The sequence below is a fragment of the Pseudanabaena sp. FACHB-1998 genome (assembly GCF_014696355.1).
Classification (GTDB): Bacteria; Cyanobacteriota; Cyanobacteriia; order Pseudanabaenales; family Pseudanabaenaceae; genus Pseudanabaena.
In genome coordinates this window covers 36304-55708 of record NZ_JACJQA010000041.1, presented here as the reverse complement: position 1 = coordinate 55708, position 19405 = coordinate 36304, and the positions used below count along the sequence as shown (strand labels likewise).

Here is a 19405-nt window from a genome sequence, read left to right as displayed (position 1 = left end):
ATAATGAAAAATTATCCACAGGATCAATAAATGAGTAGTCTAATTGCTGTTGGCTTTGATGATGAGTTTACTGCTGAAGCAGTTATGCTAGAACTCCGAAAACTTCAACAAGAGCATCTAATCGATCTGGAAGACGCAGCGATCGCCATCAGAAATAAAGAAGGAAAAGTGCGGATCAAACAGACTCAAGAACTTACTGCCGCTGGAGCATTGAGTGGAGGATTCTGGGGTTTGCTATTTGGATTTATCTTTTTTAATCCTCTCTTAGGATGGGCTGTTGGGGCGGTAGCTGGAGGCTTGTCTGGAGCATTTACGGACATTGGGATTGATGACAACTTTATTCGAGAGATTGGTAACACAATTACTCCTGGTACATCTGCAATTTTTGTATTAGTAAGGAAAGCCACTTCTGACAAAGTACTCGAAGATCTTAGTAAATTTAAAGGCAAAGTACTTAAAACTTCTCTATCCAACGAAGATGAAGCCAAGTTACAGGCAGTTTTAGCAAAAGCGTAATTTCAGTTCTATTTTCAGTTTTCAGTAACTGAGAATAGAACTTTTTATCATGATAATTACTCAACACTTATGCACTATTTAATACTAGCTACAGATTACGATGGAACTTTAGCCAAGGATGGAAAAGTATCTGAGGCGACCCTAGATGCTCTTAAAAGATTACAAAAATCGGGACGGAAGCTGATTTTAGCTACAGGTCGGCAACTAGAAGATCTTATCCAAGTATTTCCTGAAGTCAACTTGTTTGACTGTATTGTAGCTGAGAATGGAGCCGTCATTTACTTCCCTCCCACTCGCGAAGAAATATTGTTAGGTAGTTTGCCACCTGAGAAGTTTGTGCAGGCTTTGCGATCGCGTAATATTGAACCCCTTGCCGTTGGCAAAGTGATCGTGGCAACATGGGAACCTAATGAAATGGAAGTACTCACCGTAATTAGAGAACTGGGATTAGATCTACAGGTAATCTTTAATAAAGGTGCAGTAATGGTTTTGCCAGCAGGCATAAACAAAGCTTCGGGACTAAGTGAAGCTCTTGACCGAATGGGATTGTCTGTCCGTAATACTGTGGCAGTTGGTGATGCCGAGAATGATCTATCTTTTCTCAAATTATGTGAGCTTTCGGTAGCCGTTGCCAATGCCCTCCCATCAGTCAAGAGTGAAGTAGATTGGGTAACGGACGAGAATCGAGGTGAGGGTGTAGTTGAATTAATAGAGAGATTATTAACTCTAGACCTGACAGACGATCTTCGAGAGTCTTCTATTTTGCCCGATCGCCATCGCATCTTATTGGGTAAACTTGATGGCGATCGCGATGTCTATATTCAGCCACTTAACCGCAATATTATGTTGGCTGGAATCTCGGGGGGCGGTAAATCAACCTTAGCCACAGGATTAATCGAGCGGTTTATTGATAAGAGCTACCAAGTCTGCATCATTGATCCTGAAGGAGACTATCAAAGTTTTGATAAAACAGTTATCTTGGGCAATGCTCAACAGATTCCGACTTCCGCAGAAGTGTTAACAGTTTTAAGTAAGCCCGAACAAAACTTAATCGTAAATTTAATGGGAGTGAAAATCAATGATCGCCCCTTATTTCTCGCTCAATTATTACCTTCTCTATTAGAAATGCGGGTGCGAACTGGACGACCTCATTGGATCGTTATTGATGAAGTACATCATATGTTTCATGCAGATTGGAATGCCGCAGTTACTTTGCCGCAGTCTGTTAATGGCATTTTGATGGTGACAGTTCATCCTGAGCATGTGGCAACTTCGGCTTTGTCTCTTATTGACACCGTGATTGCTGTCAAGTCACCCATGCAGACCTTTAAAGATTTTTGCACCACGGTAGGACATCCCCTACCTAATGATCCCCTTTCCCTAGAACTGGCTTCAGGATCGGCAGTTGCTTGGTTTCTGACAACTGAAGATCAACCATTTCAATTTGAAGTCATCCGCCCTCTGCAAGAACGTCAGCGTCATATGCGGAATTATGCGGAAGGGAATTTGGGCAACGATCGCTGTTTCTTTTTTAGAGGCGAAAATAATCAGCTAAACCTCAAAGCGCAGAACCTAATTATGTTTATCCAATTAGCGGCAGGCGTAGACGATCGCACTTGGTTACATCATTTGCATCTCCAAGATTATTCCAGATGGTTGCAAAATTCGATTAAGGATAAATCCTTGGCGGCTGAAGTCAGCGAGATTGAAACTGACACCAATCTCTCCCCCACTGATAGCCGCGATCGCATTAAATTAGCGATCGAAAAACGCTATACTTTACCTGCTTAAACTGAAAGGCATTACATTCTATTTCATATCAAATCAATTTAATCAAATCATCCACAAAGTCGAACTCTCTATTAATAATCTAGTTTTTAGAGCGAAACAAAATTATTTGGGAATGAATCATATGACAGTATGTAAGATTAAAGACTTTGATCCAAACTATCAAAAACACTTTGATGGCATTGATTTGACTGGATTCGATGTCTACACTGGACAAGAAAAAGTCGGCTCTATCGCAGATATTCTGGTCGAAGAAAATGGAAGTTTACGCTATTTGGTAATTAATACGGGCGTATGGGGACTGGGCAAGAAGGTTCTTCTACCAATTGGGAAAGCTAGGTTTGATCATAAATCTAAACGGGTTTATATTGATGCTTTTAGTAAAGCCCAAGTGGAAAGTCTTCCTAACTACAATGAAAACGATGTAGTTGATCGCAGCTACGAAGAGAAAGTGAGAAACGGATATCGTCCCACTGGCATGAACTCCACTGCATCATCTGCGGGAGCGGGATTTGTAGCACATCCTGCTGATGAGCAAGAGAAAGATGCTGCCATGTATGAATTGAACGATAGCGATCATCAAAACTTGAAACTCTATGAAGAGCATCTGATTGCTGACAAACAACGCCGCAAGACGGGAGATGTGATTGTCGGCAAACGTGTTGACACCGAAAAAGCAGCAGTCTCGGTTCCTCTTGATAAAGAGAGAGTGATCGTGGAGCGAAACACTCCCAAAGATGCTCATGTAGCAGTTACAGTCAATGCAGGAGCCTTTCAAGAAGGAGAAATTGCGCGGATGGAGGTTTTTGAGGAATCTGTTGACATTCGCAAAGAAGCCTTTGTTCGCGAAGAGGTAAATGTGAAAAAGATTGTTGAGAAAGAAACTGCCACTGGAGAAGAGCAACTCCGCAGTGAGCATGTAGAAGTAACAGGTGATGGTAAAGCTATTGTTCGAGATGATGCTAAGACTGCTGTAAAAGCTAGGCAGTAAATCCACCAGAATTATTGCGATCGCCCTTACAAAGCCTTTTGCGGAAATAAAGCCCAGATTTTTGTTCAAAGTGTTGCTTGGCGCTACTTGGAACAAAAATCTGATTTAATTTATATTCTCCAATATTATGGATGTTGATAAAAAAGACAATCTAATTCCACCTATCTCTTTATTAGAGGAGCGTTTAATTGCTTGTATAAATAGACATAAAGTGGGAGAGATAATTATTCGTAAAGAAGTTGTGACTCAGATTATTGAGATTCCTATTCGTCGCGAAAAATTAATAGTAGAACAAATTTCTCCTGAGCATAAACAAATTGCGATTATTGATTTGGATAGTGATCAAGATTCATTGGTTCAAATAAATGAAACAACTATTTCCGAGTCTTCTACGCTAATAGTCAAAAGTGAGTTCGACTCTATTAAGTTAGCGCATAAGTTTTTAGAAGCGATCGCGAATTTACCTGACCCAAGAATTACAGGGCTAGATATTGAAATTAAAGTAGCAGATGCTTTTACGCAAAAAACCTGTCAAGAAGTGTTAACAGATTCTTTATTATGATATTAGTCCCACCTTCTCCATTCTCCTCTAAGCAAAAGTTTGGTAGCTTATTGCCGATTGTCCAACTATCTAGTTATGAAGCAACCGATCAACAATTTGCTTGGCTGCTCACCCTAGAAAATTTAGACGAGCAGGTGAAAAAACAACCAAATTTGATTGAAAATTTTGAAAAATTTCTCTCCTTAGCTTTAATTGAAGCCTATACAGAAAGCTCAAATTCCGAACAAGCAAACTGGTTTTTGCAGCGATCGCTATATAGAATCAATCGGCTCAATCTGTTTTGGTTCGATTCTTTACAGTTATATACCAATGAGCGATCCACTTATGTAAAAGAAGTCCGCGATCGCATTGAGTCAGTCTGGCAAGCATGGGAATTAACCCAAGTGGATATTCAAAAAATCCCGCTATCAGAGGTTAAACCAGCTTTGCAAGAACGGGCTGAGGTCGATTTAAATCCGTTTATATCTGAGTCAAAGCGGTATCTACGAGAGGATATAAACTTAATGGGATATCGCCTATTGTTAGCGATCGCCTCTTTAGATGGATTAGTGGAAGCTAGTCGCCTTTCAAGGATTTTGGGTGGCGCGAGTAACGAAATTCAGTCCACTCTGATGCGCGTACTGCTCGAAGAATATGGCAATGGTCGACTTTCGAGAAAGCATTCTACTTTTTTTGCTCAAATGATGGCGGAATTAGGTTTGAACACCGAACCCGAAGCTTATCTGGATCTTGTGCCGTGGCAAGTTTTGGCAAGTATCAATCACAATTTTTTGTTAACTGAGCGCAAACGCCATTTTCTCCGCTACAACGGTGGACTGACCTATTTTGAGATAGCGGGACCCGCAATTTATACCGATTATTTGGAGGCAGCGAAACGAATGAGACTTTCAGATGCGGCTATGGGCTATTGGGAATTGCATATTCGGGAAGATGAACGTCATGGGCAATGGATGCTTACCGATGTAGCTCTACCCTTAGCGGAGATGTATCCCGATGATGCTTGGGAATTAGTACTGGGCTATGACCAAGAAAAATTTATGGGCGATCGGGCGGCGGCAGCAGTCACGACGCTAATTCAAAACTCTAATTTTAAATAACTGATTTTACGTGGAACAAAATCACCCTCACCCCTAGCCCCTCTCCCAAAAGGGGAGAGGGGAATAAAAAATTAGTTTTACTCCCCCTCTCCTCTAATGGGAGAGGGGGCTGGGGGGTGAGAGCAATTTAAATTTTGCGTAAGTCCTAAATTATTCAACCTAGAGAAAAATTTATGATCGTAAATCTGACTACAGAGGGATGGGAGGTGATTTATCATCGCGCTCATGCCTTGTTAGCCGCTCAACTAGGAGGTCAATGGCAACGCGCTAACGTTCCCATTCGCTTTTACGAAACTCTTGCGGCAATCTCGCATCATGATGATCTCGAAAAAGAGTGGCTCGACAATCACTTAACCGAATGCGGCGCTCCCTTAGACTTTACTCTCGCCCAAATACCTCCCGAAGTATCTTTAGAGAAGCTAAAAAAGCACCTTGAGAATTCTTGCTATCGCGGTCGATGGGTAACGATGCTAACTTCTATGCACATTTGTTTTCTCAATCAAAACAAAAAAGAAGTCTCCGATGAGTGGCATGATTTTTTGGAAACTCAAATAAAAGACCAAAATCAGTGGCAAAAGGAGTTAGGGATTTCTAAGGAAGAAGCAGAACGCAGTTATCAGTTTATGCAATGGTGCGATCGCCTGTCCTTAATCTTGGTGCAAAGACAAGTGCCAGAAGATGGGCGAGCCGTAGAGATTACCAGTGGTATTCGCCAGCAACGTTACGATCTGCGCTGCTTGGAAAACAAACATTTAACGGTGGAGCCTTGGCCCTTTGAGGAGAGAGAGTTTACCGTAAATGTGGAATGCTGCCATCTGTCCGATCTTAAATACGATGACAATCAAACCTTGATCAAAGCTCTCAAGCAAGCGCCGATCACCAGCTTGGAATGGATATTTTCTAAAAAATAAATATTGAGAATTATATGAATAGATCTTTATTGCGTTCTAAACCAGTCAAAACCTACACATCCGAACATGTACCTGAACACATCCCTCAAGAGATATTTTTCTGTCCTGAAGAGTCACTGTTCTATTCTCAATGTCTCGAAAGAATGGTGTTGAATACTTGCGAAGATTGCAATTCTATTGTGGAGTTTGGCGCAGGAGATGGTAGCCCCGTAATTAATAGCCTCCTCAAGAGTCAATTTAGTGGCTTAATTCAGGGCTATGAGTTAAACGCTAAATCCTGTGAAGTGGCTCAGTTTCGGATTGACCGCTATAAGCTTAGTGACAAATATGTTGTGCATAATTCTTGCTTTTTCCAAAGTAATTGGCAATCCGAAGGCAATTACTTGATCTCTAATCCTCCCTATCTGCCAGCAATCAACAATGATCTCTATATGCCTGCTTTGCATGGTGGAACCGATGGGTCATCAATAACTAAGCAACTTCTTGGGATGAAGTGCCAAAATGCAATGCTGATGATTTCCGCATATTCTGATCCTGTGGACACCATTGAGTATGCGATCGCTCAAGGTTATCAGGTGCAGGATTTTATTACTTCACCGATGAATTTTGGGTATTACAGTTCTGAACCTCAGGTAAGGCAGAGAATATCCGAAATGCATAAGCATGGCAAGGCTTTCTATTCTTCAAACATCTATATTCTCGCGGGTGTTCTGTTTAAGAAGTACGCTCCATGGAATGTAGATTTGTCTTCTGAGTTGATTAAGATCATGACTGCATTATGAATCTATTCATCTTGATGTTTTTTATTAACATTTGAGAGCTATTTATACAAAATATACGTTCTCATTTATTCTATAACCTGATTTCTATCACTGATGTGTAATTCTAGAAGGAAGTCGTAAGACTGAATCAATTTTATAATTTTGGAACAACTACTATGCAAACTGAAACACCTACAACTAGCACATCTCAAACAATCACCCCACAGGCTGATAGAGTTAATGGAATGTCTCGCAATGCTTGGATTCTCGGATTTACTCCTCAAGCAGAACTTTGGAACGGTCGTTTTGCCATGATCGGCTTTGTATCAGCGATCGCGATCGAATTGTTCACCCATAAAGGTGTTCTTGCGTTTTGGGGTATTTTGTCCTCAGGCGCAGTTCCACCAGTTTCCTAAACTGAATTACACAGTCCCAGAATAAAGCAAAAAGGAGGGGGAATCCCCCCCTCAAAAACATCAAATTACTTTGAGGTTAAACATTTTAAACCTCCATTAAAAATATTTCCTATGAATCTAACTTCAGAAAATTCCGACCCTTCGATGCATCCTCTATTTGATGACTCGAAAATTGGTATGACTGGAGTAGCGATCGCTCTATTGATTATTATCATTTGGGCGATTAGTTTTTGGTTCTTATTGAATTCTGTATCTATGGAACGGATTTCTTGGGGTTGGCTAGGAGCGATGATAGGGTGGCAAACTTTTCTTTGTACAGGGCTTTTTATCACAGCCCATGATGCGATGCATGGCGCAATTTTGCCAAAGCATCATCAAATTAACAACTGGATTGGTTCTTTTGCCCTCTTGTTGTATGGTTTCTTCTCCTATGAGCAGATATCAAAAAAGCATTTGCAACATCATCACGCTCCCGCTACAGATTCTGATCCTGACTTTCATGATGGCACACATAAAAATGCGATCGCTTGGTACATCTGCTTTATGCAAAGGTATTGGAGTTGGTGGCGATTAGCAGTTTTACTGATTGCCTATGTAAGTATGCATAGCTTTCTGAATATTGCCTATGCCAATTTAATTCTATTTTCAATAGTTCCCACGATTTTAAGTTCGATTCAGGTTTTCTATTTTGGGACTTTTTTACCCCATCGCGAACCAATCGGTGGTTATCAAAATTCTGCTCACGCTCAAAGTATTTATCGTCCTCTCTTGTGGTCATTGCTAACTTGCTATCATTTTGGCTATCACCAAGAGCATCATTCACATCCCAATATACCTTGGTGGAAACTTCCTTCATTACAATTTATTTCATAATCAACCAAATCATTCAATAAACCAAACCCTGACTTGTGATAGTTAGCGTAAGGAAATACCTTCCAATTCCAAGTATTAAATTAGGAAGATATTCTATGAACTTTGCACAGTATTTTCACGCGCCAGTTCTTAATTCGCCATGAAAAATCTATCTGAAAAACACGCCTCCTTTTGGATTGACTCCACTCCCGCAACTACCTATCCTTCTCTTGAAAATAGGGTCACAGTGGATGTAGCGATTATCGGCGGCGGTATTGTCGGACTGACCGCAGCAACACTGTTAAAAAAGGCTGGAAAAACTGTCGCGATCATTGAGTCTAGACAGATTGCCGCAGGTGTCAGTGGTCATACAACTGCGAAAGTGACAGCATTACATCAATTAATTTATGCTGATTTAATTAAGCAAATTGGAGAGCAAAAAGCAAAACTTTATGCAGAATCTAATCAAGCTGCGGTTGAGCAAGTGGCAAATTTTGTCGCTGATGAGCAGATTGATTGTGATTTTAGTCGTCAAAGCGCTTACACTTTTGCGGAACCAGATAGCGAACTGGAGCTAGTTAAACTTGAAGTGGAAGCTGCTCATAAATTAGGACTTCTCGCCAGCTTTGTTACCGAAACATCATTGCCCTTTGCGATCGCAGGAGCAATTAAGCTGGATAACCAAGCTCAGTTTCATGTTCGCAAATATTTACTCCATCTTGCTAAAAATATTACTGGCGATGGCAGTTACTTATTTGAGAACACCAGAGTTCAGAAGGTTGATGAAGGTGATTCCTGTTACGTTGTTACCGATCTGGGGGTAATTACCGCCAAGGATGTAATCGTCGCAACGAATCTACCGATTCTAAATTTAGGACTTTTCTTCGCTAAAACCTATCCCGAACGCTCCTACATCGTGGGCGCAAAAATTGAGGCTGCGATCGCACCCGAAGGAATGTATATCGGTAGTGGCGAAAATTCGCATTCGATTCGTACTACTCCCTATGAGGATGGACTACTCCTATTGGTTGGCGGTGAAGGTCACAAAGTTGGCACAGTTACTAATACGGAAGAGTGTTATCAAAAACTAGAATCCTATGCTCGCGATCGCTTCAACATTGACACCTTTGCTTACCGTTGGTCAAACCAAGATATGGTGTCATTTGACAAGCTTCCTTTCATTGGCAACTTGACTCCTTTTAACAAGCATATCTATGTCGCCACAGGATTTAGTCTCTGGGGCATGTCGAAGGGAACCATGTCTGCGATGATCCTGACTGACTTAATTCTCGGAAAAGAAAATCCCTACGCAGATTTATATGACTCGCTGCGGGCGACTCCATTTGTAACAGTGGAATCGGTCAAACAAGAAGCTGATGTGGTAACTCGCTGGATTGGCGATCGCTTTAAAGGGTTATTGTCTAATTCTTTTAGCGAAGTAGCTAAAGGTGAAGCAAAACTACTGACTATCGACAATGAGAAAGTGGCTGCTTATCGCGATGAAGAGGGAACTGTCCACTCTGTCTCGGCGACTTGTTCTCACCTCGGTTGTATCGTGAGTTGGAACAACGCTGAGAAAAGTTGGGATTGCGCTTGTCACGGCGCAAGGTATAGCTGCGAAGGCAAGGTGATTCAAGGACCTGCTGTCAAGGACTTGGAGCCAGTCGTTAGCTAAATTCACCATCAAGTATGTGCTTCTAAAAACATTTTATATTTAGGAATTTGGAGTCAAAAATGGAAAAGTATATCTGTAAAACTTGTGGATATGTCTACGATCCTGCGATCGGCGATCCCGCCTCAGGTATTGAACCTGGTATTCCCTTTGGAGCCTTGCCCGATGATTGGGTTTGCCCCAATTGTGGAACCCCCAAATCTGACTTTGAGCCAGAAGATGCACCCGCAACCGATGTTCCACTAATGGAACCAGCCCTAGTCTAATCTTCTATTTATTAAAGATCCCCCCAGTCCCCTTAAAAAGGCATTCATATACTTGACACACCTAATATCTAGACCCCCCTCAGTCCCCCCTTGGAAGGGGGAGAACTCAGACTTCCCCCCTTCCAAGGGGGACTGAGGGGGGTAAGAATTTGGTAAAGGGCGTCAAGTATATTAACGCCCTTTTTAAGGGGGATTGAGGGGGATCTCTTCCAGTCTTTAACCAACATCATTTATTAATTCAAGGAGATCTATTATGAAAAACATCAACATTGGACTAACCGAAACTCAACGTCAAGGCGTGATCGACCTCCTTAACAATGACTTAGCCGATAGCTATTTGCTCCTCGTCAAAACCAAAAAATATCATTGGGATGTCGTGGGACCTCAATTTATGACCTTGCATAAACTATGGCAAGCGCATTATGAAGCCCTTACGATTAATGTCGATGCGATCGCCGAACGGATTAGAATGCTCGGTGGTTATCCTGTCGGCACAATGGAAGGATTCCTGAAAATCTGTTCTCTCAAAGAACATGCTGGTAAAATCCCCACTACAACAGAGATGGTATCGTACTTGCTAGATGATCACGAAAAAGTTATCCGTAACTTGCGTGATCATATCGAGAAATGCTCTGAGAAATACAAAGATGATGGAACTGCCGACTTCTTAACAGGTTTAATGGGACAACATGAAGAGATTGCATGGATGCTCCGTTCTTTTATCGAAGGTGAATCTTTAGAATCTAATGGTGCAAAGCCAGAACCTAATAAGAAAACTGTCGGAGTTTAAGAAACTCCAATGTTGAACAAGAAGGGGCAATTCATGAATTGCCCCTTCTTGTTCAACTTGTATAGCTGTCGTCAACCCAAAAAAAGGAGTAGCGGCGCTTCGTGCCGCCACTCCTTTTTTGGATTTAGAGTAAACCAATAATTAAATATATGTCTATTTTCCCCCTAGCTCCCCTAATTATCATACTGCTCGGAATACTTTCTACAGCATTGCTTGGTTTCGGCTTGTATTTTGTCATTGGTTGGTATCTGGGTTGGATTACAGTGGTTGCTCTGCTTGTTACAGGCATTGTCATGCTAGTTTTTAGCCTATTAGGACGCTTTATCATCCTAGCGTTGCTAGCTAGTCCCGCCGAAAATGAACCCACACCTTCGCGTTCCAGAGAAGTTGAACAAATCCATCGACCTGATGGAACCAATATTCACGTTGAATTTTTTGGCGATCGCGATGCACCACCGATCATTTTTACCCACGGATGGAGTTGTAATAGTACGCATTGGTACTACATCAAACAAGCTTTAGAAAATGAATTTCGTTTAATCCTATGGGATGTACCGGGAACAGGGAAATCTGGAGAAGTTCCTGATAACGACTATAGTATGGAGAACTTAGCGACTGATCTGGAAGCTGTCCTCGATTTAGCAGGCGATAAACCAGCGATTATCTTTGGACATAGTATGGGTGGCATGATTTTGTTAACATTCTGTCGTCTCTTTCCTCAGCATTTAGGAACGCGGGTAGCGGGGCTTGGTTTAGTTAATACCACTTTTACAAATCCTGTGCATACGGCTCCCCTCACAAACATTTTGCGAGCCTTACAAAAGCCACTATTGGAGCCAATCCTTTACATAATGATTGCTTTATCGCCAATTGTTTGGGTGCAAACATGGTTGAGCTATTTGAATGGAACTTCACATATTACTGGAAGACTTTCTTCCTTTGCAGGTCGCCCAACTATGGGGCAGTTGGACTATTTAATGAATCGCTCTGCACGAGTCTCACCTTCAGTCTTAGGGCGACAAATGTTAGGGATGATGCATTATGATGCCACTGGAGTTCTAGAGAAGATTCAGATACCAACCTTGATCATTTCTGCAAATAAAGATGCGGCTACAGTTGTTGAGTCAAGTCACTATATGCATGAGCAGATAAAAAACTCGGAATTAGTAGTTCTCGCACCTTCGGGACATATGAGTATGATGGAACAACATGAAGAATTTGTTGAAGCAGTAGCTAGTTTTGCCCGTCGATGCACTCGTTCGACTTATTCTTCTGTAAACTAATGGAAAACATATTTTTCATTAAAGGCTAGGCAATGTTTAAACTACCTACTAAGTTATTTGTCGCTCTATTAGCGATCGCAACCACATTCCTAATGCTCTATTTGCAGCCATTGTCAGCAAAGGCTATTTTGTCTAATTCAGTGACTACTCCTCAACCTAAATTGATTGCAACTGCGGCAACTGCGCCTCGCCTCGAAAACGCAATTTTGGGTGGCAAACCGATCAGTGTTCTCTATATAACTCGTAATAGTGATACGGTGTTGGTACGGTGTTATCCCAATTATCAGCCAGTCATGAAGATTCGGGCGATGGGTAGTAAACCTAATGCAAATACTCAACAGGAAGGGGTTATGACCTGTCAACCTACTTCCACAAAATAAGAGAAAATTTCATGATCACCGTTCATCACTTAAATAACTCCCGTTCCCAACGGGTACTTTGGCTACTAGAGGAACTGGAACTCCCCTACGAAATCAAGCGCTACGAACGTGATCCCAAAACCATGTTGGCTCCCCCATCTTTACGGAAAGTACATCCCCTCGGTAAATCACCTGTGATTACTGATGAAGATCTAACCGTGGCGGAATCGGGAGCCATTGTCGAGTATCTAGTCGATCGCTATGGCAATGGACGCTTAAAACCTGCGCTAGGCACGCCAGAACATTTACGCTACACCTACTGGCTTCACTATGCCGAAGGTTCGGCGATGCCGCCGCAATTACTGAAGCTTGTCTTCGATACAATTGACAAGACTCCTATGCCCTTCTTTGTGCGCCCGATCGCTAGATCAATCACAAATCGCGTCAAAAGTTCATTTATTGATCCTCAGATCACTCTGCACCTAAACTATATGGAGGCAGAGATTGGGAAAAGTACATGGTTTGCGGGTAATGAATTTACCGCCGCCGATATCCAAATTAGCTTTCCATTGGAAGTAGCAGTAGCACAGGGTAATCTCAGGGCTAGTCGTCCCAAGCTTGTAGCATTTTTGAAGAGTATCCAAGCACGTCCAGCCTATCAACAAGCCCTAGAGCGTGGTGGAGATTACGATCTTTTGAGTTAAGCCAAGCGCTGTCGTTATTTTTGGACTTTTAAAAACCACAGAAGAGAGAGAAATTTAATGGGAAATACAATATTTGATCAAGTGTTTCGCGATCGCGAAGGCGAAATTGTTCTTGCCCAGATGCCGAATTTGCCTATCATTGTTTGGATTGTAGCTACTGTATTAAAGCTAATTTTTACAACAGGTAAAATTTCTATCGGATTAGAAGTAATCGCTTTTGGCTCTTTATTTACTTGGGCTTGGGAAGAATTATTTCAAGGCGTTAATTACTTTCGGAGAGCCTTAGGACTTATTGTGTTGGTCAGCCTGATCCTATCAAAAATTCAATAACTGTAATCGCAATACATACAGTTAAAATCCCGACAAATCCCTAAGAAGTCTTCTTTGCAGACTTCTTAGGGATTTGTCGGGAATACACAAAATCATACCCCCCACTAAATAAAGACGGCACTTCGTGTCGTCTTTATTTAGTGGGGGGGGTAATAGATCCCAACTATCAGCATTTTAATCGTAACTTATTGTAAAGATTTGTAATGTTTCTATACAGATCATTCAACTTCTACTTAGCTCAAACATGATTTACATCATCAAAATGACATGGTGATACTTGTAAACAGGATTTAGTAAGAATTTCAGAAGATCTACTTTAATTTTATTAGTGTGGGAGAATATTATGGAAAATGAAATTAAAGATAGTTCCAGTACAACTGATACATCGAATCAGGCGGTAAATACTAAAACCACTCCTCTTAAAAATGCACTTGATCAAAACGAAGAAATCAAAGAAAATGTCCAGCAAGCTGCGGGTCAGCTTAGTACAGTAAATGCAGTTCTCAAAAATGATGAGAAAATTATTCCTCCATTTCCAACCATCGAAGAAGTAATTGCTCAAAACGAAGAAGCTGAGAGAAAGGTGGTAAAAGCTGCGGAAGATCTACATCAGGTTAATACCACACTCACCAAACAAGTGGCTGATAGAATCAGAATTGAATCTGAACTGAAGCAAACCCAGAAAGATCTATTCGAGTTGCGTACCGATTTATCAAAATCCCAAGCCAAAGAGAAAGATGCGCTACATATCGCACTTCATGATTCACTAACAGGGCTTCCAAATCGTTTATTACTGGAGCAGCGTCTTGATCATGGCTTGACTCAGTCAAGACGACATGGGTGGAAACTTGCACTCATGTTTATCGATCTCGATAAATTTAAAAATATTAATGACTCTTATGGTCATGACATTGGCGATAAGGTCTTGATCACCGTAGCAAAGCGTTTACAAGATTTTGTGCGCGGTGAAGATATCGTTAGTCGATGGGGAGGCGATGAATTTATCTGCATTTTATTAGATGTCAAACTCGAAGATGAAGTCATTAACCTTGCAAAAAGAATGATTGCTCGAATTTCTGAGGACTGTGATTTTGACGGAATTATTGTTTCTATAAGTGCCACGATTGGGATTGCTATATGTCCTCAAGATGGAGAAACGGCTGAAATCCTCTTTAAACAGGTTGATAGAGCGATGTATAGATCGAAAGGTACAGACCAGAGCGTTATGCTTTTCAATGAAGCCATTTTGGATGTTCCCAAGATTGAATAGGTAAGGACGAGAAAAAATTTATGACAAAATCTCTACAGGTGAGTCGATCCCTGTTTCACACCGCCAAGTCCGATATCTGTAGGTAAAGGTTTGTATCGTAATCAATCATTTCATTCAAGAAATCAAACAGTCCTCTGTCATAGTCGCTCCATAAACCAGAGGGGTTAATTCCTCTCTAGTAAATATTGTCCAATCTAGGAGTACATCAATCATGAGTTTAGAAAATAGAGTTAAAGCTGCTGCTAAAAATGTTGAAGGCAAAGTGCAAGAGATTGTCGGTGATGTAACAGGAAATACTAAGGATAAGATCGAGGGCAAGGCTAAGCAAGCTGAAGCAAACGTGCGTAATGCTGCTGAAGATGTCAAAGATGAAGTCAAAAAAGTCATTGACTAATTTGTCTAATTGCCATTGCCTTGAGGCGATCGCTATATAAGTATAAGAATTCTAGCTTCTCTAAAGAAGCTAGAATTCTGGTTATTGGTAAGTTTAGAAAGCATTTAAGAATTACTTCTTACGGTCAAAAGCCTTAAGAGATCTCCCCCAATCTCCCTTTTTAAGAGCGTTAATATACTTGACGTACCAAATATTTAGAACCCCCTCTAACTCCCCCTTGGAAGGGGAGAACTCAGACTTCCCCCCTTCCAAGGGGGGACTGAGGGGGGTAGGAATTTGTAAAGTGCGTCAAGTATATGAATGCCTTTTTTAGGGGGCTGGGGGGATCTAGACAATTCTTAAATGGTTTCTTAAATAGAATTAGGAGATCATTATGAATCTAATCTGGACTGGTATTGGCATCCTGATCATTCTCTGGATATTAGGATTTTCTATTAACATTGGTGGTGGATTAATCCATATTCTTTTGGTTTTAGCCCTGATTGGGATTGTCTACAATCTGTTTGTAGGACGAAGTATCTAAATTTTCTTGATCCTTTTAATCGATACCCTAGGAAAAAATCATGCAAAGCGATACTCCAGCCAAATTTGAATTAGATGGGAAAATTATTGGCAAGATCAATAAAGGATCTGAATTCCCTCAGTCTCCTGATCATCCAGAACCCATTGGAAAATTAAATACCAACGTCTCCTTTGAAGGGATAGTAATCGAAAATTCCAATAAAGTGATTTTTAGAATTACTGAGGTAAATGATCACGGAAATGAGCAGGTTGAGCAGATGAGAGAGAAAGGAATGCAAGCAATTACCGTAGGTCAGATTTTTTCGGTTGATGAACTAACTGGATGGGATATCAAACCTATTTAAATTGAGAGAGTTTAGCATGGCGTTAAAACATAAAAATGCGATCAGTATATTTCCCGATCGCCAACGTATTGAATCCGCGATCGCCCAACTGCGAAAGACTGAATTTCCAATGAGTAAAGTTTCGGTAGTTGTCGAGCATCTTAATGCAGAAGACACCACCATAGGAGGATTAGTAGAGCCAGTTGTGCAGTCTGAGAAACAGTTTGCCCAAGATCGTACCAGAACTCAAATCGGGCATGGTGCTTTAGACGCTGGAGTTTTAGGAAGTGTTGTGGGTGGAGTCGTTGCAGGACTCTCCACCCTAGCTTTTCCCGCAGGTGGTGGTGCGGTTTTATTAGTTGGGATGGCAGCAGGAGCCTTTTATGGAACCTTATCGGGCGGATTGCTCGGAGGTGCGATCGGTGCGGGTATTTCTGAAGACCAAGCCAAACACTACAGCAATCTTTTAGCGCAAGGAAATTATTTAGTAGCGATCGAGGGAACTGATACTGAAATCGATATGGCTGCATTAGTTCTGAAGACGGAAAATATTCAAGATTGGATAATTTTTGATAAGTTCTAACATTAAGCCTTGGATTCAGATTGACCTCTCCCCACAACAGACTCAACCAGAGTCCAGTCAGTCTCTGAGTTCATCCACATCTCTTACCCGATAGGTAAAGAGGGTCGGCGCAAAGCGCCGACCCTCTTTTCTTGGGAACAAGACTGGCTATAGCTATAAAGTTCTAAAAAACACAAAATGGCTAAGCCATTTTGTGTTTTTGTATTAGTTACGCCCTATAGCAAAGCAAGAGTTAGCCAGTACAAACCAAAACCCAAAAAGCAAGTTGCGGCGCTTCGCGCCGCAACTTGCTTTTTGGGTTTTATGTCCTAAGCAAAACTTACATTGCTATATAAAAAACATTCTTAAATCTAAATGAACATTAGGCTAAGCTCCAGATGATTGCTTTAGCCTAATAACAACGCACAAAACCCAACCCTTTCATTAAGCATTGAGGAATAATTAAATACCTATGCTGGAATACCTTCCGCCATTAAATGACCATAATCTACCTTATCCCGATACAATTCATCCGATTGTGGTGCATTTTGTTATAGCGATGGTGTTATTTGCCGTAGTATGCGATGCGATCGCCTATTTCACGCGCAATCCTCGCCTATATGAAGTTAGTTGGTGGAATCTGTTTTTTGCCACGATTTCTATCTTTATTGCCATTGTCTTTGGACAAATTGAAGCTGGACTTGCAGAACCTTATAGTTCAGTAGAACCTACTTTAAACCTCCATACAATCATCGGCTGGTCATTATCGGGGATTATTGCGGCGATGACAGGATGGCGGTATGTCTTGCGTATCCGTGATCCCAAGACTTTACCTGTTTCCTTTCTCTTTGCAGGTGTACTATTAACAGGAATAGTTCTGTTTCAAGTTTATTTAGGTGATTTATTGGTTTGGGTCTATGGGCTGCACACAGTTCCCGTTGTCGAAGCTTTAAGGGAGGCTAGTTTGAAATGATTGCAACTTTAATCGATCAATTACATGGTCAATTGGGAGTGAATGGTTTACCCTACAGCATTCCCATCCATCCGAATCTCGTTCATTTGACCCTCGGTCTATTTATTGTGGCGATCGGCTTCGATCTGGTGGGCGTATTTTTTGTTTTGGAAAAGCCGCTATTCAAATTTATGGCGATTCCTGCGGCGCGATCAAACTTTTTTGATGTCGGCTGGTACAACATGGTCGCCGCCGCGATCGTTACTTTCTTTACTGTCGGCGCAGGTTTTTACGAAATATTACTCGCTACGCCCGATGAGAATGTCAAAAGTGCTTGGGGTTTTCAAGCAATGGAGACGATGATTTGGCATGGAGTGGGTGGAGTGCTGTTATTAGCTCTAATTGTGGGGATGACAGTCTGGCGAGGATTTCAACGCTTCCTCTGGCGCAAGGATATGGGACAACAGGTGCAATGGAGCTATTTGTTAGCAGGACTCGCTATTTTCGTGATCATGTTTGCTCACGGGACTTTGGGCGCACAGCTTGCCTCAGAGTTTGGCGTACATATCACCGCCGATCGCCTGTTACGCATGGGTCAAGATCTTAATTCGCTATAGGGATAACCATGAAACTTCGTACAATTTTAATCTTAGCGGTTGCAGCGATCGTGATCGCTCTCATCAGTCTCTGGATGGGGCAAGCCGCCTATACATGGTTCCCACCCCAAGCTTCGGCGGAATCAGTATTAGTTGATAACCTATTCAGCTTTTTGGTGACCTTAGGAACTTTCATCTTTCTCGGTGTGTTTGGCACTTTGACCTATTCGATCTTGTTTCAACGCGTCGAGAAATACGATCTTAGTGATGGCCCTCACATTGAAGGTAATGTCAAATTAGAAATCATTTGGACAGTGATTCCCTTTGCTTTGGTAGTTTGGATCGCGGTTTATAGCTATCAAATCTATGACCAGATGTCGATCTTAGGACCAATGGATCATAGTCACGGAGCGATGATAGCATGGGCTGATGCAGCTAAAATTAGCGACTCTAAAACCTTAGAAACCGAAAAAATCCAAGTCCTAGCGCGGCAATGGTCATGGGAATTTCGCTATGGCGATGGCACAGCCAAGGTCAGCAGTACAGAATTACATTTACCTAATAATCGCCGAATTAAGCTAGTTCTCCATTCTGAAGATGTACTGCATGGCTTGTTTATCCCTGCTTTTCGGATAAAGCAAGATGTAATTCCCGGACGTGATATTGATTTTGAATTTACGCCTATCCGGGAAGGCAAATATCGCTTGCGCGATTCGCAATATAGCGGTACTTATTTTGCAGCGATGCAAACCGATGTAGTAGTAGAATCCCCTGAAGCCTATCAAAAATGGTTGGCAGATGCTGCTAGTGCTACGCCTGCTATTGCCTACAACCGCGCCGCGAGTGAGTATGCTAAACGCGCCAATGCGAATAATTGGGCAACAGTTATCCCTGCGGCTCCACCTGTGGTGAATTATTCCAATTAAATATGGAGGTCAACTTATGTCTGATCTATTAGAAAAAAATCTAAAAGAAGGTTCTAGGAAGAGAAGCCCTAAACGAATTATTGCATTGACTGCTATTGGGGCAATTCCCGTGGGTATTGGAATTTGTTTTATTCAAGTTCCGATCGGTTGCGCTTGCGGTAATCCGGGAATTCAAGCGTCTGGTACTTATCTGAGATCCCAAGAAGCTTACTACCTAGAGCATCAGACTTTTAGCAAATCTTTCAAGTCCTTGAAGATTGCACCGATTCCTGACACAACAACTCGTTATCTCTTCTCTACAGAAGTAATTAGCGATCGCGTTTATATCCATGCAACCCCAAGGGAAGTGCCAACTGACCTATTTGGGCTAGGACTCACTAAGGCAAAGATATATGCTCTTGTAGGTGCTGTTGCCTATGACAAGAAACGGAAAGCAACTGATTCAGTTCTATGTATAGCTGAAGGTAGTACTTTCGATAAGCCACCTAAACCTGTATTCAATGGTGGGAAATTTACTTGTCCAAGTGGATTTTATGCTAGATAGCGATCGCTGGTAATTTCA

General features: G+C 41.6%; 25 protein-coding genes. All 25 read left to right on the top strand.

What is annotated here, in order from left to right; all coding sequences use genetic code 11:
- Positions 1–30: 30 nt before the first annotated feature.
- Positions 31–516, top strand: a complete 486-nt coding sequence (locus H6F42_RS16900) for a DUF1269 domain-containing protein (RefSeq protein WP_190400537.1) — start codon at positions 31–33, stop codon at positions 514–516.
- A 69-nt stretch (positions 517–585) separates the two neighbouring features.
- Positions 586–2307 carry an HAD-IIB family hydrolase gene (locus H6F42_RS16895; protein WP_190400536.1) on the top strand — a complete coding sequence of 574 codons (1722 nt, stop codon included), beginning with the start codon at positions 586–588 and terminating at the stop codon, positions 2305–2307.
- 121 nt (positions 2308–2428) lie between these two features.
- Positions 2429–3295 carry a DUF2382 domain-containing protein gene (locus H6F42_RS16890; RefSeq protein WP_190400535.1) on the top strand — a complete coding sequence of 289 codons (867 nt, stop codon included), beginning with the start codon at positions 2429–2431 and terminating at the stop codon, positions 3293–3295.
- A 127-nt stretch (positions 3296–3422) separates the two neighbouring features.
- Complete coding sequence (locus H6F42_RS16885) at positions 3423–3857, top strand: DUF2382 domain-containing protein (protein ID WP_190400534.1); 435 nt, start codon at positions 3423–3425, stop codon at positions 3855–3857.
- Positions 3854–4954 carry an iron-containing redox enzyme family protein gene (locus tag H6F42_RS16880; RefSeq protein ID WP_190400533.1) on the top strand — a complete coding sequence of 367 codons (1101 nt, stop codon included), beginning with the start codon at positions 3854–3856 and terminating at the stop codon, positions 4952–4954. The genes H6F42_RS16885 and H6F42_RS16880 overlap by 4 nt, the downstream gene beginning before the upstream one ends.
- A gap of 173 nt (positions 4955–5127) precedes the next feature.
- Positions 5128–5865, top strand: coding sequence for a DUF3891 family protein (locus H6F42_RS16875; RefSeq protein WP_190400532.1), 738 nt, complete (start codon positions 5128–5130; stop codon positions 5863–5865).
- 14 nt (positions 5866–5879) lie between these two features.
- Positions 5880–6647: an SAM-dependent methyltransferase gene (locus tag H6F42_RS16870; protein ID WP_190400531.1), complete on the top strand. Its 768-nt coding sequence runs from the start codon at positions 5880–5882 to the stop codon at positions 6645–6647.
- Positions 6648–6871: 224 nt separating this feature from the next.
- Positions 6872–7042 (top strand): chlorophyll a/b-binding protein, encoded by a 171-nt coding sequence (locus H6F42_RS16865; RefSeq protein ID WP_190400590.1) that lies wholly within the window; start codon positions 6872–6874, stop codon positions 7040–7042.
- 111 nt (positions 7043–7153) lie between these two features.
- On the top strand, positions 7154–7915 hold the full coding sequence (locus H6F42_RS16860) for a fatty acid desaturase (RefSeq protein WP_242018486.1): 762 nt from the start codon (positions 7154–7156) through the stop codon (positions 7913–7915).
- A 139-nt stretch (positions 7916–8054) separates the two neighbouring features.
- Entirely contained in the window at positions 8055–9569 is a 1515-nt protein-coding gene (locus H6F42_RS16855; protein ID WP_190400530.1) for an FAD-dependent oxidoreductase, read from the top strand.
- Between the two features lie 59 nt (positions 9570–9628).
- Entirely contained in the window at positions 9629–9832 is a 204-nt protein-coding gene (gene rd / locus H6F42_RS16850) for a rubredoxin (RefSeq protein WP_190400529.1), read from the top strand.
- Between the two features lie 253 nt (positions 9833–10085).
- A complete protein-coding gene (locus tag H6F42_RS16845; RefSeq protein WP_190400528.1) occupies positions 10086–10622 on the top strand; it encodes a Dps family protein in 537 nt (178 codons plus the stop codon).
- A gap of 149 nt (positions 10623–10771) precedes the next feature.
- Positions 10772–11905 carry an alpha/beta hydrolase gene (locus H6F42_RS16840; RefSeq protein WP_190400527.1) on the top strand — a complete coding sequence of 378 codons (1134 nt, stop codon included), beginning with the start codon at positions 10772–10774 and terminating at the stop codon, positions 11903–11905.
- 32 nt (positions 11906–11937) lie between these two features.
- Complete coding sequence (locus tag H6F42_RS16835; protein ID WP_190400526.1) at positions 11938–12285, top strand: hypothetical protein; 348 nt, start codon at positions 11938–11940, stop codon at positions 12283–12285.
- 11 nt (positions 12286–12296) lie between these two features.
- On the top strand, positions 12297–12968 hold the full coding sequence (locus H6F42_RS16830; protein WP_190400525.1) for a glutathione S-transferase: 672 nt from the start codon (positions 12297–12299) through the stop codon (positions 12966–12968).
- 57 nt (positions 12969–13025) lie between these two features.
- Positions 13026–13298, top strand: coding sequence for a hypothetical protein (locus H6F42_RS16825; RefSeq protein ID WP_190400524.1), 273 nt, complete (start codon positions 13026–13028; stop codon positions 13296–13298).
- Positions 13299–13641: 343 nt separating this feature from the next.
- Complete coding sequence (locus H6F42_RS16820) at positions 13642–14568, top strand: diguanylate cyclase (protein ID WP_190400523.1); 927 nt, start codon at positions 13642–13644, stop codon at positions 14566–14568.
- Positions 14569–14779: 211 nt separating this feature from the next.
- Positions 14780–14962 carry a CsbD family protein gene (locus tag H6F42_RS16815; protein WP_190400522.1) on the top strand — a complete coding sequence of 61 codons (183 nt, stop codon included), beginning with the start codon at positions 14780–14782 and terminating at the stop codon, positions 14960–14962.
- A 370-nt stretch (positions 14963–15332) separates the two neighbouring features.
- Positions 15333–15485 (top strand): lmo0937 family membrane protein, encoded by a 153-nt coding sequence (locus H6F42_RS16810; RefSeq protein ID WP_190400588.1) that lies wholly within the window; start codon positions 15333–15335, stop codon positions 15483–15485.
- 40 nt (positions 15486–15525) lie between these two features.
- A complete protein-coding gene (locus H6F42_RS16805) occupies positions 15526–15828 on the top strand; it encodes a hypothetical protein (protein WP_190400521.1) in 303 nt (100 codons plus the stop codon).
- A gap of 16 nt (positions 15829–15844) precedes the next feature.
- Positions 15845–16390, top strand: a complete 546-nt coding sequence (locus H6F42_RS16800; protein ID WP_190400520.1) for a hypothetical protein — start codon at positions 15845–15847, stop codon at positions 16388–16390.
- A gap of 451 nt (positions 16391–16841) precedes the next feature.
- Positions 16842–17342: a DUF2231 domain-containing protein gene (locus H6F42_RS16795; protein WP_190400519.1), complete on the top strand. Its 501-nt coding sequence runs from the start codon at positions 16842–16844 to the stop codon at positions 17340–17342.
- Positions 17339–17938: a DUF2231 domain-containing protein gene (locus H6F42_RS16790; RefSeq protein ID WP_190400518.1), complete on the top strand. Its 600-nt coding sequence runs from the start codon at positions 17339–17341 to the stop codon at positions 17936–17938. Before H6F42_RS16795 ends, H6F42_RS16790 begins: the two co-directional genes overlap by 4 nt.
- 8 nt (positions 17939–17946) lie before the next feature.
- A complete protein-coding gene (locus H6F42_RS16785) occupies positions 17947–18843 on the top strand; it encodes a cytochrome c oxidase subunit II (protein ID WP_190400517.1) in 897 nt (298 codons plus the stop codon).
- A 16-nt stretch (positions 18844–18859) separates the two neighbouring features.
- The gene (locus H6F42_RS16780) at positions 18860–19387 is read left to right on the top strand and encodes a type IV pilin-like G/H family protein (RefSeq protein WP_190400516.1); all 528 of its coding nucleotides are present in this window, start codon (positions 18860–18862) and stop codon (positions 19385–19387) included.
- Positions 19388–19405: the final 18 nt, after the last annotated feature.

What these genes read in the sequence shown, in the direction of transcription:
- H6F42_RS16900 (WP_190400537.1), top strand. Translation starts at nt 31, where the DNA reads ATGAGTAGTCTAATTGCTGTTGGCTTTGATGATGAGTTTACTGCTGAA.
- H6F42_RS16895 (WP_190400536.1), top strand. Translation starts at nt 586, where the DNA reads ATGCACTATTTAATACTAGCTACAGATTACGATGGAACTTTAGCCAAG.
- H6F42_RS16890 (WP_190400535.1), top strand. Translation starts at nt 2,429, where the DNA reads ATGACAGTATGTAAGATTAAAGACTTTGATCCAAACTATCAAAAACAC.
- H6F42_RS16885 (WP_190400534.1), top strand. Translation starts at nt 3,423, where the DNA reads ATGGATGTTGATAAAAAAGACAATCTAATTCCACCTATCTCTTTATTA.
- H6F42_RS16880 (WP_190400533.1), top strand. Translation starts at nt 3,854, where the DNA reads ATGATATTAGTCCCACCTTCTCCATTCTCCTCTAAGCAAAAGTTTGGT.
- H6F42_RS16875 (WP_190400532.1), top strand. Translation starts at nt 5,128, where the DNA reads ATGATCGTAAATCTGACTACAGAGGGATGGGAGGTGATTTATCATCGC.
- H6F42_RS16870 (WP_190400531.1), top strand. Translation starts at nt 5,880, where the DNA reads ATGAATAGATCTTTATTGCGTTCTAAACCAGTCAAAACCTACACATCC.
- H6F42_RS16865 (WP_190400590.1), top strand. Translation starts at nt 6,872, where the DNA reads ATGTCTCGCAATGCTTGGATTCTCGGATTTACTCCTCAAGCAGAACTT.
- H6F42_RS16860 (WP_242018486.1), top strand. Translation starts at nt 7,154, where the DNA reads ATGAATCTAACTTCAGAAAATTCCGACCCTTCGATGCATCCTCTATTT.
- H6F42_RS16855 (WP_190400530.1), top strand. Translation starts at nt 8,055, where the DNA reads ATGAAAAATCTATCTGAAAAACACGCCTCCTTTTGGATTGACTCCACT.
- rd (WP_190400529.1), top strand. Translation starts at nt 9,629, where the DNA reads ATGGAAAAGTATATCTGTAAAACTTGTGGATATGTCTACGATCCTGCG.
- H6F42_RS16845 (WP_190400528.1), top strand. Translation starts at nt 10,086, where the DNA reads ATGAAAAACATCAACATTGGACTAACCGAAACTCAACGTCAAGGCGTG.
- H6F42_RS16840 (WP_190400527.1), top strand. Translation starts at nt 10,772, where the DNA reads ATGTCTATTTTCCCCCTAGCTCCCCTAATTATCATACTGCTCGGAATA.
- H6F42_RS16835 (WP_190400526.1), top strand. Translation starts at nt 11,938, where the DNA reads ATGTTTAAACTACCTACTAAGTTATTTGTCGCTCTATTAGCGATCGCA.
- H6F42_RS16830 (WP_190400525.1), top strand. Translation starts at nt 12,297, where the DNA reads ATGATCACCGTTCATCACTTAAATAACTCCCGTTCCCAACGGGTACTT.
- H6F42_RS16825 (WP_190400524.1), top strand. Translation starts at nt 13,026, where the DNA reads ATGGGAAATACAATATTTGATCAAGTGTTTCGCGATCGCGAAGGCGAA.
- H6F42_RS16820 (WP_190400523.1), top strand. Translation starts at nt 13,642, where the DNA reads ATGGAAAATGAAATTAAAGATAGTTCCAGTACAACTGATACATCGAAT.
- H6F42_RS16815 (WP_190400522.1), top strand. Translation starts at nt 14,780, where the DNA reads ATGAGTTTAGAAAATAGAGTTAAAGCTGCTGCTAAAAATGTTGAAGGC.
- H6F42_RS16805 (WP_190400521.1), top strand. Translation starts at nt 15,526, where the DNA reads ATGCAAAGCGATACTCCAGCCAAATTTGAATTAGATGGGAAAATTATT.
- H6F42_RS16800 (WP_190400520.1), top strand. Translation starts at nt 15,845, where the DNA reads ATGGCGTTAAAACATAAAAATGCGATCAGTATATTTCCCGATCGCCAA.
- H6F42_RS16795 (WP_190400519.1), top strand. Translation starts at nt 16,842, where the DNA reads ATGCTGGAATACCTTCCGCCATTAAATGACCATAATCTACCTTATCCC.
- H6F42_RS16790 (WP_190400518.1), top strand. Translation starts at nt 17,339, where the DNA reads ATGATTGCAACTTTAATCGATCAATTACATGGTCAATTGGGAGTGAAT.
- H6F42_RS16785 (WP_190400517.1), top strand. Translation starts at nt 17,947, where the DNA reads ATGAAACTTCGTACAATTTTAATCTTAGCGGTTGCAGCGATCGTGATC.
- H6F42_RS16780 (WP_190400516.1), top strand. Translation starts at nt 18,860, where the DNA reads ATGTCTGATCTATTAGAAAAAAATCTAAAAGAAGGTTCTAGGAAGAGA.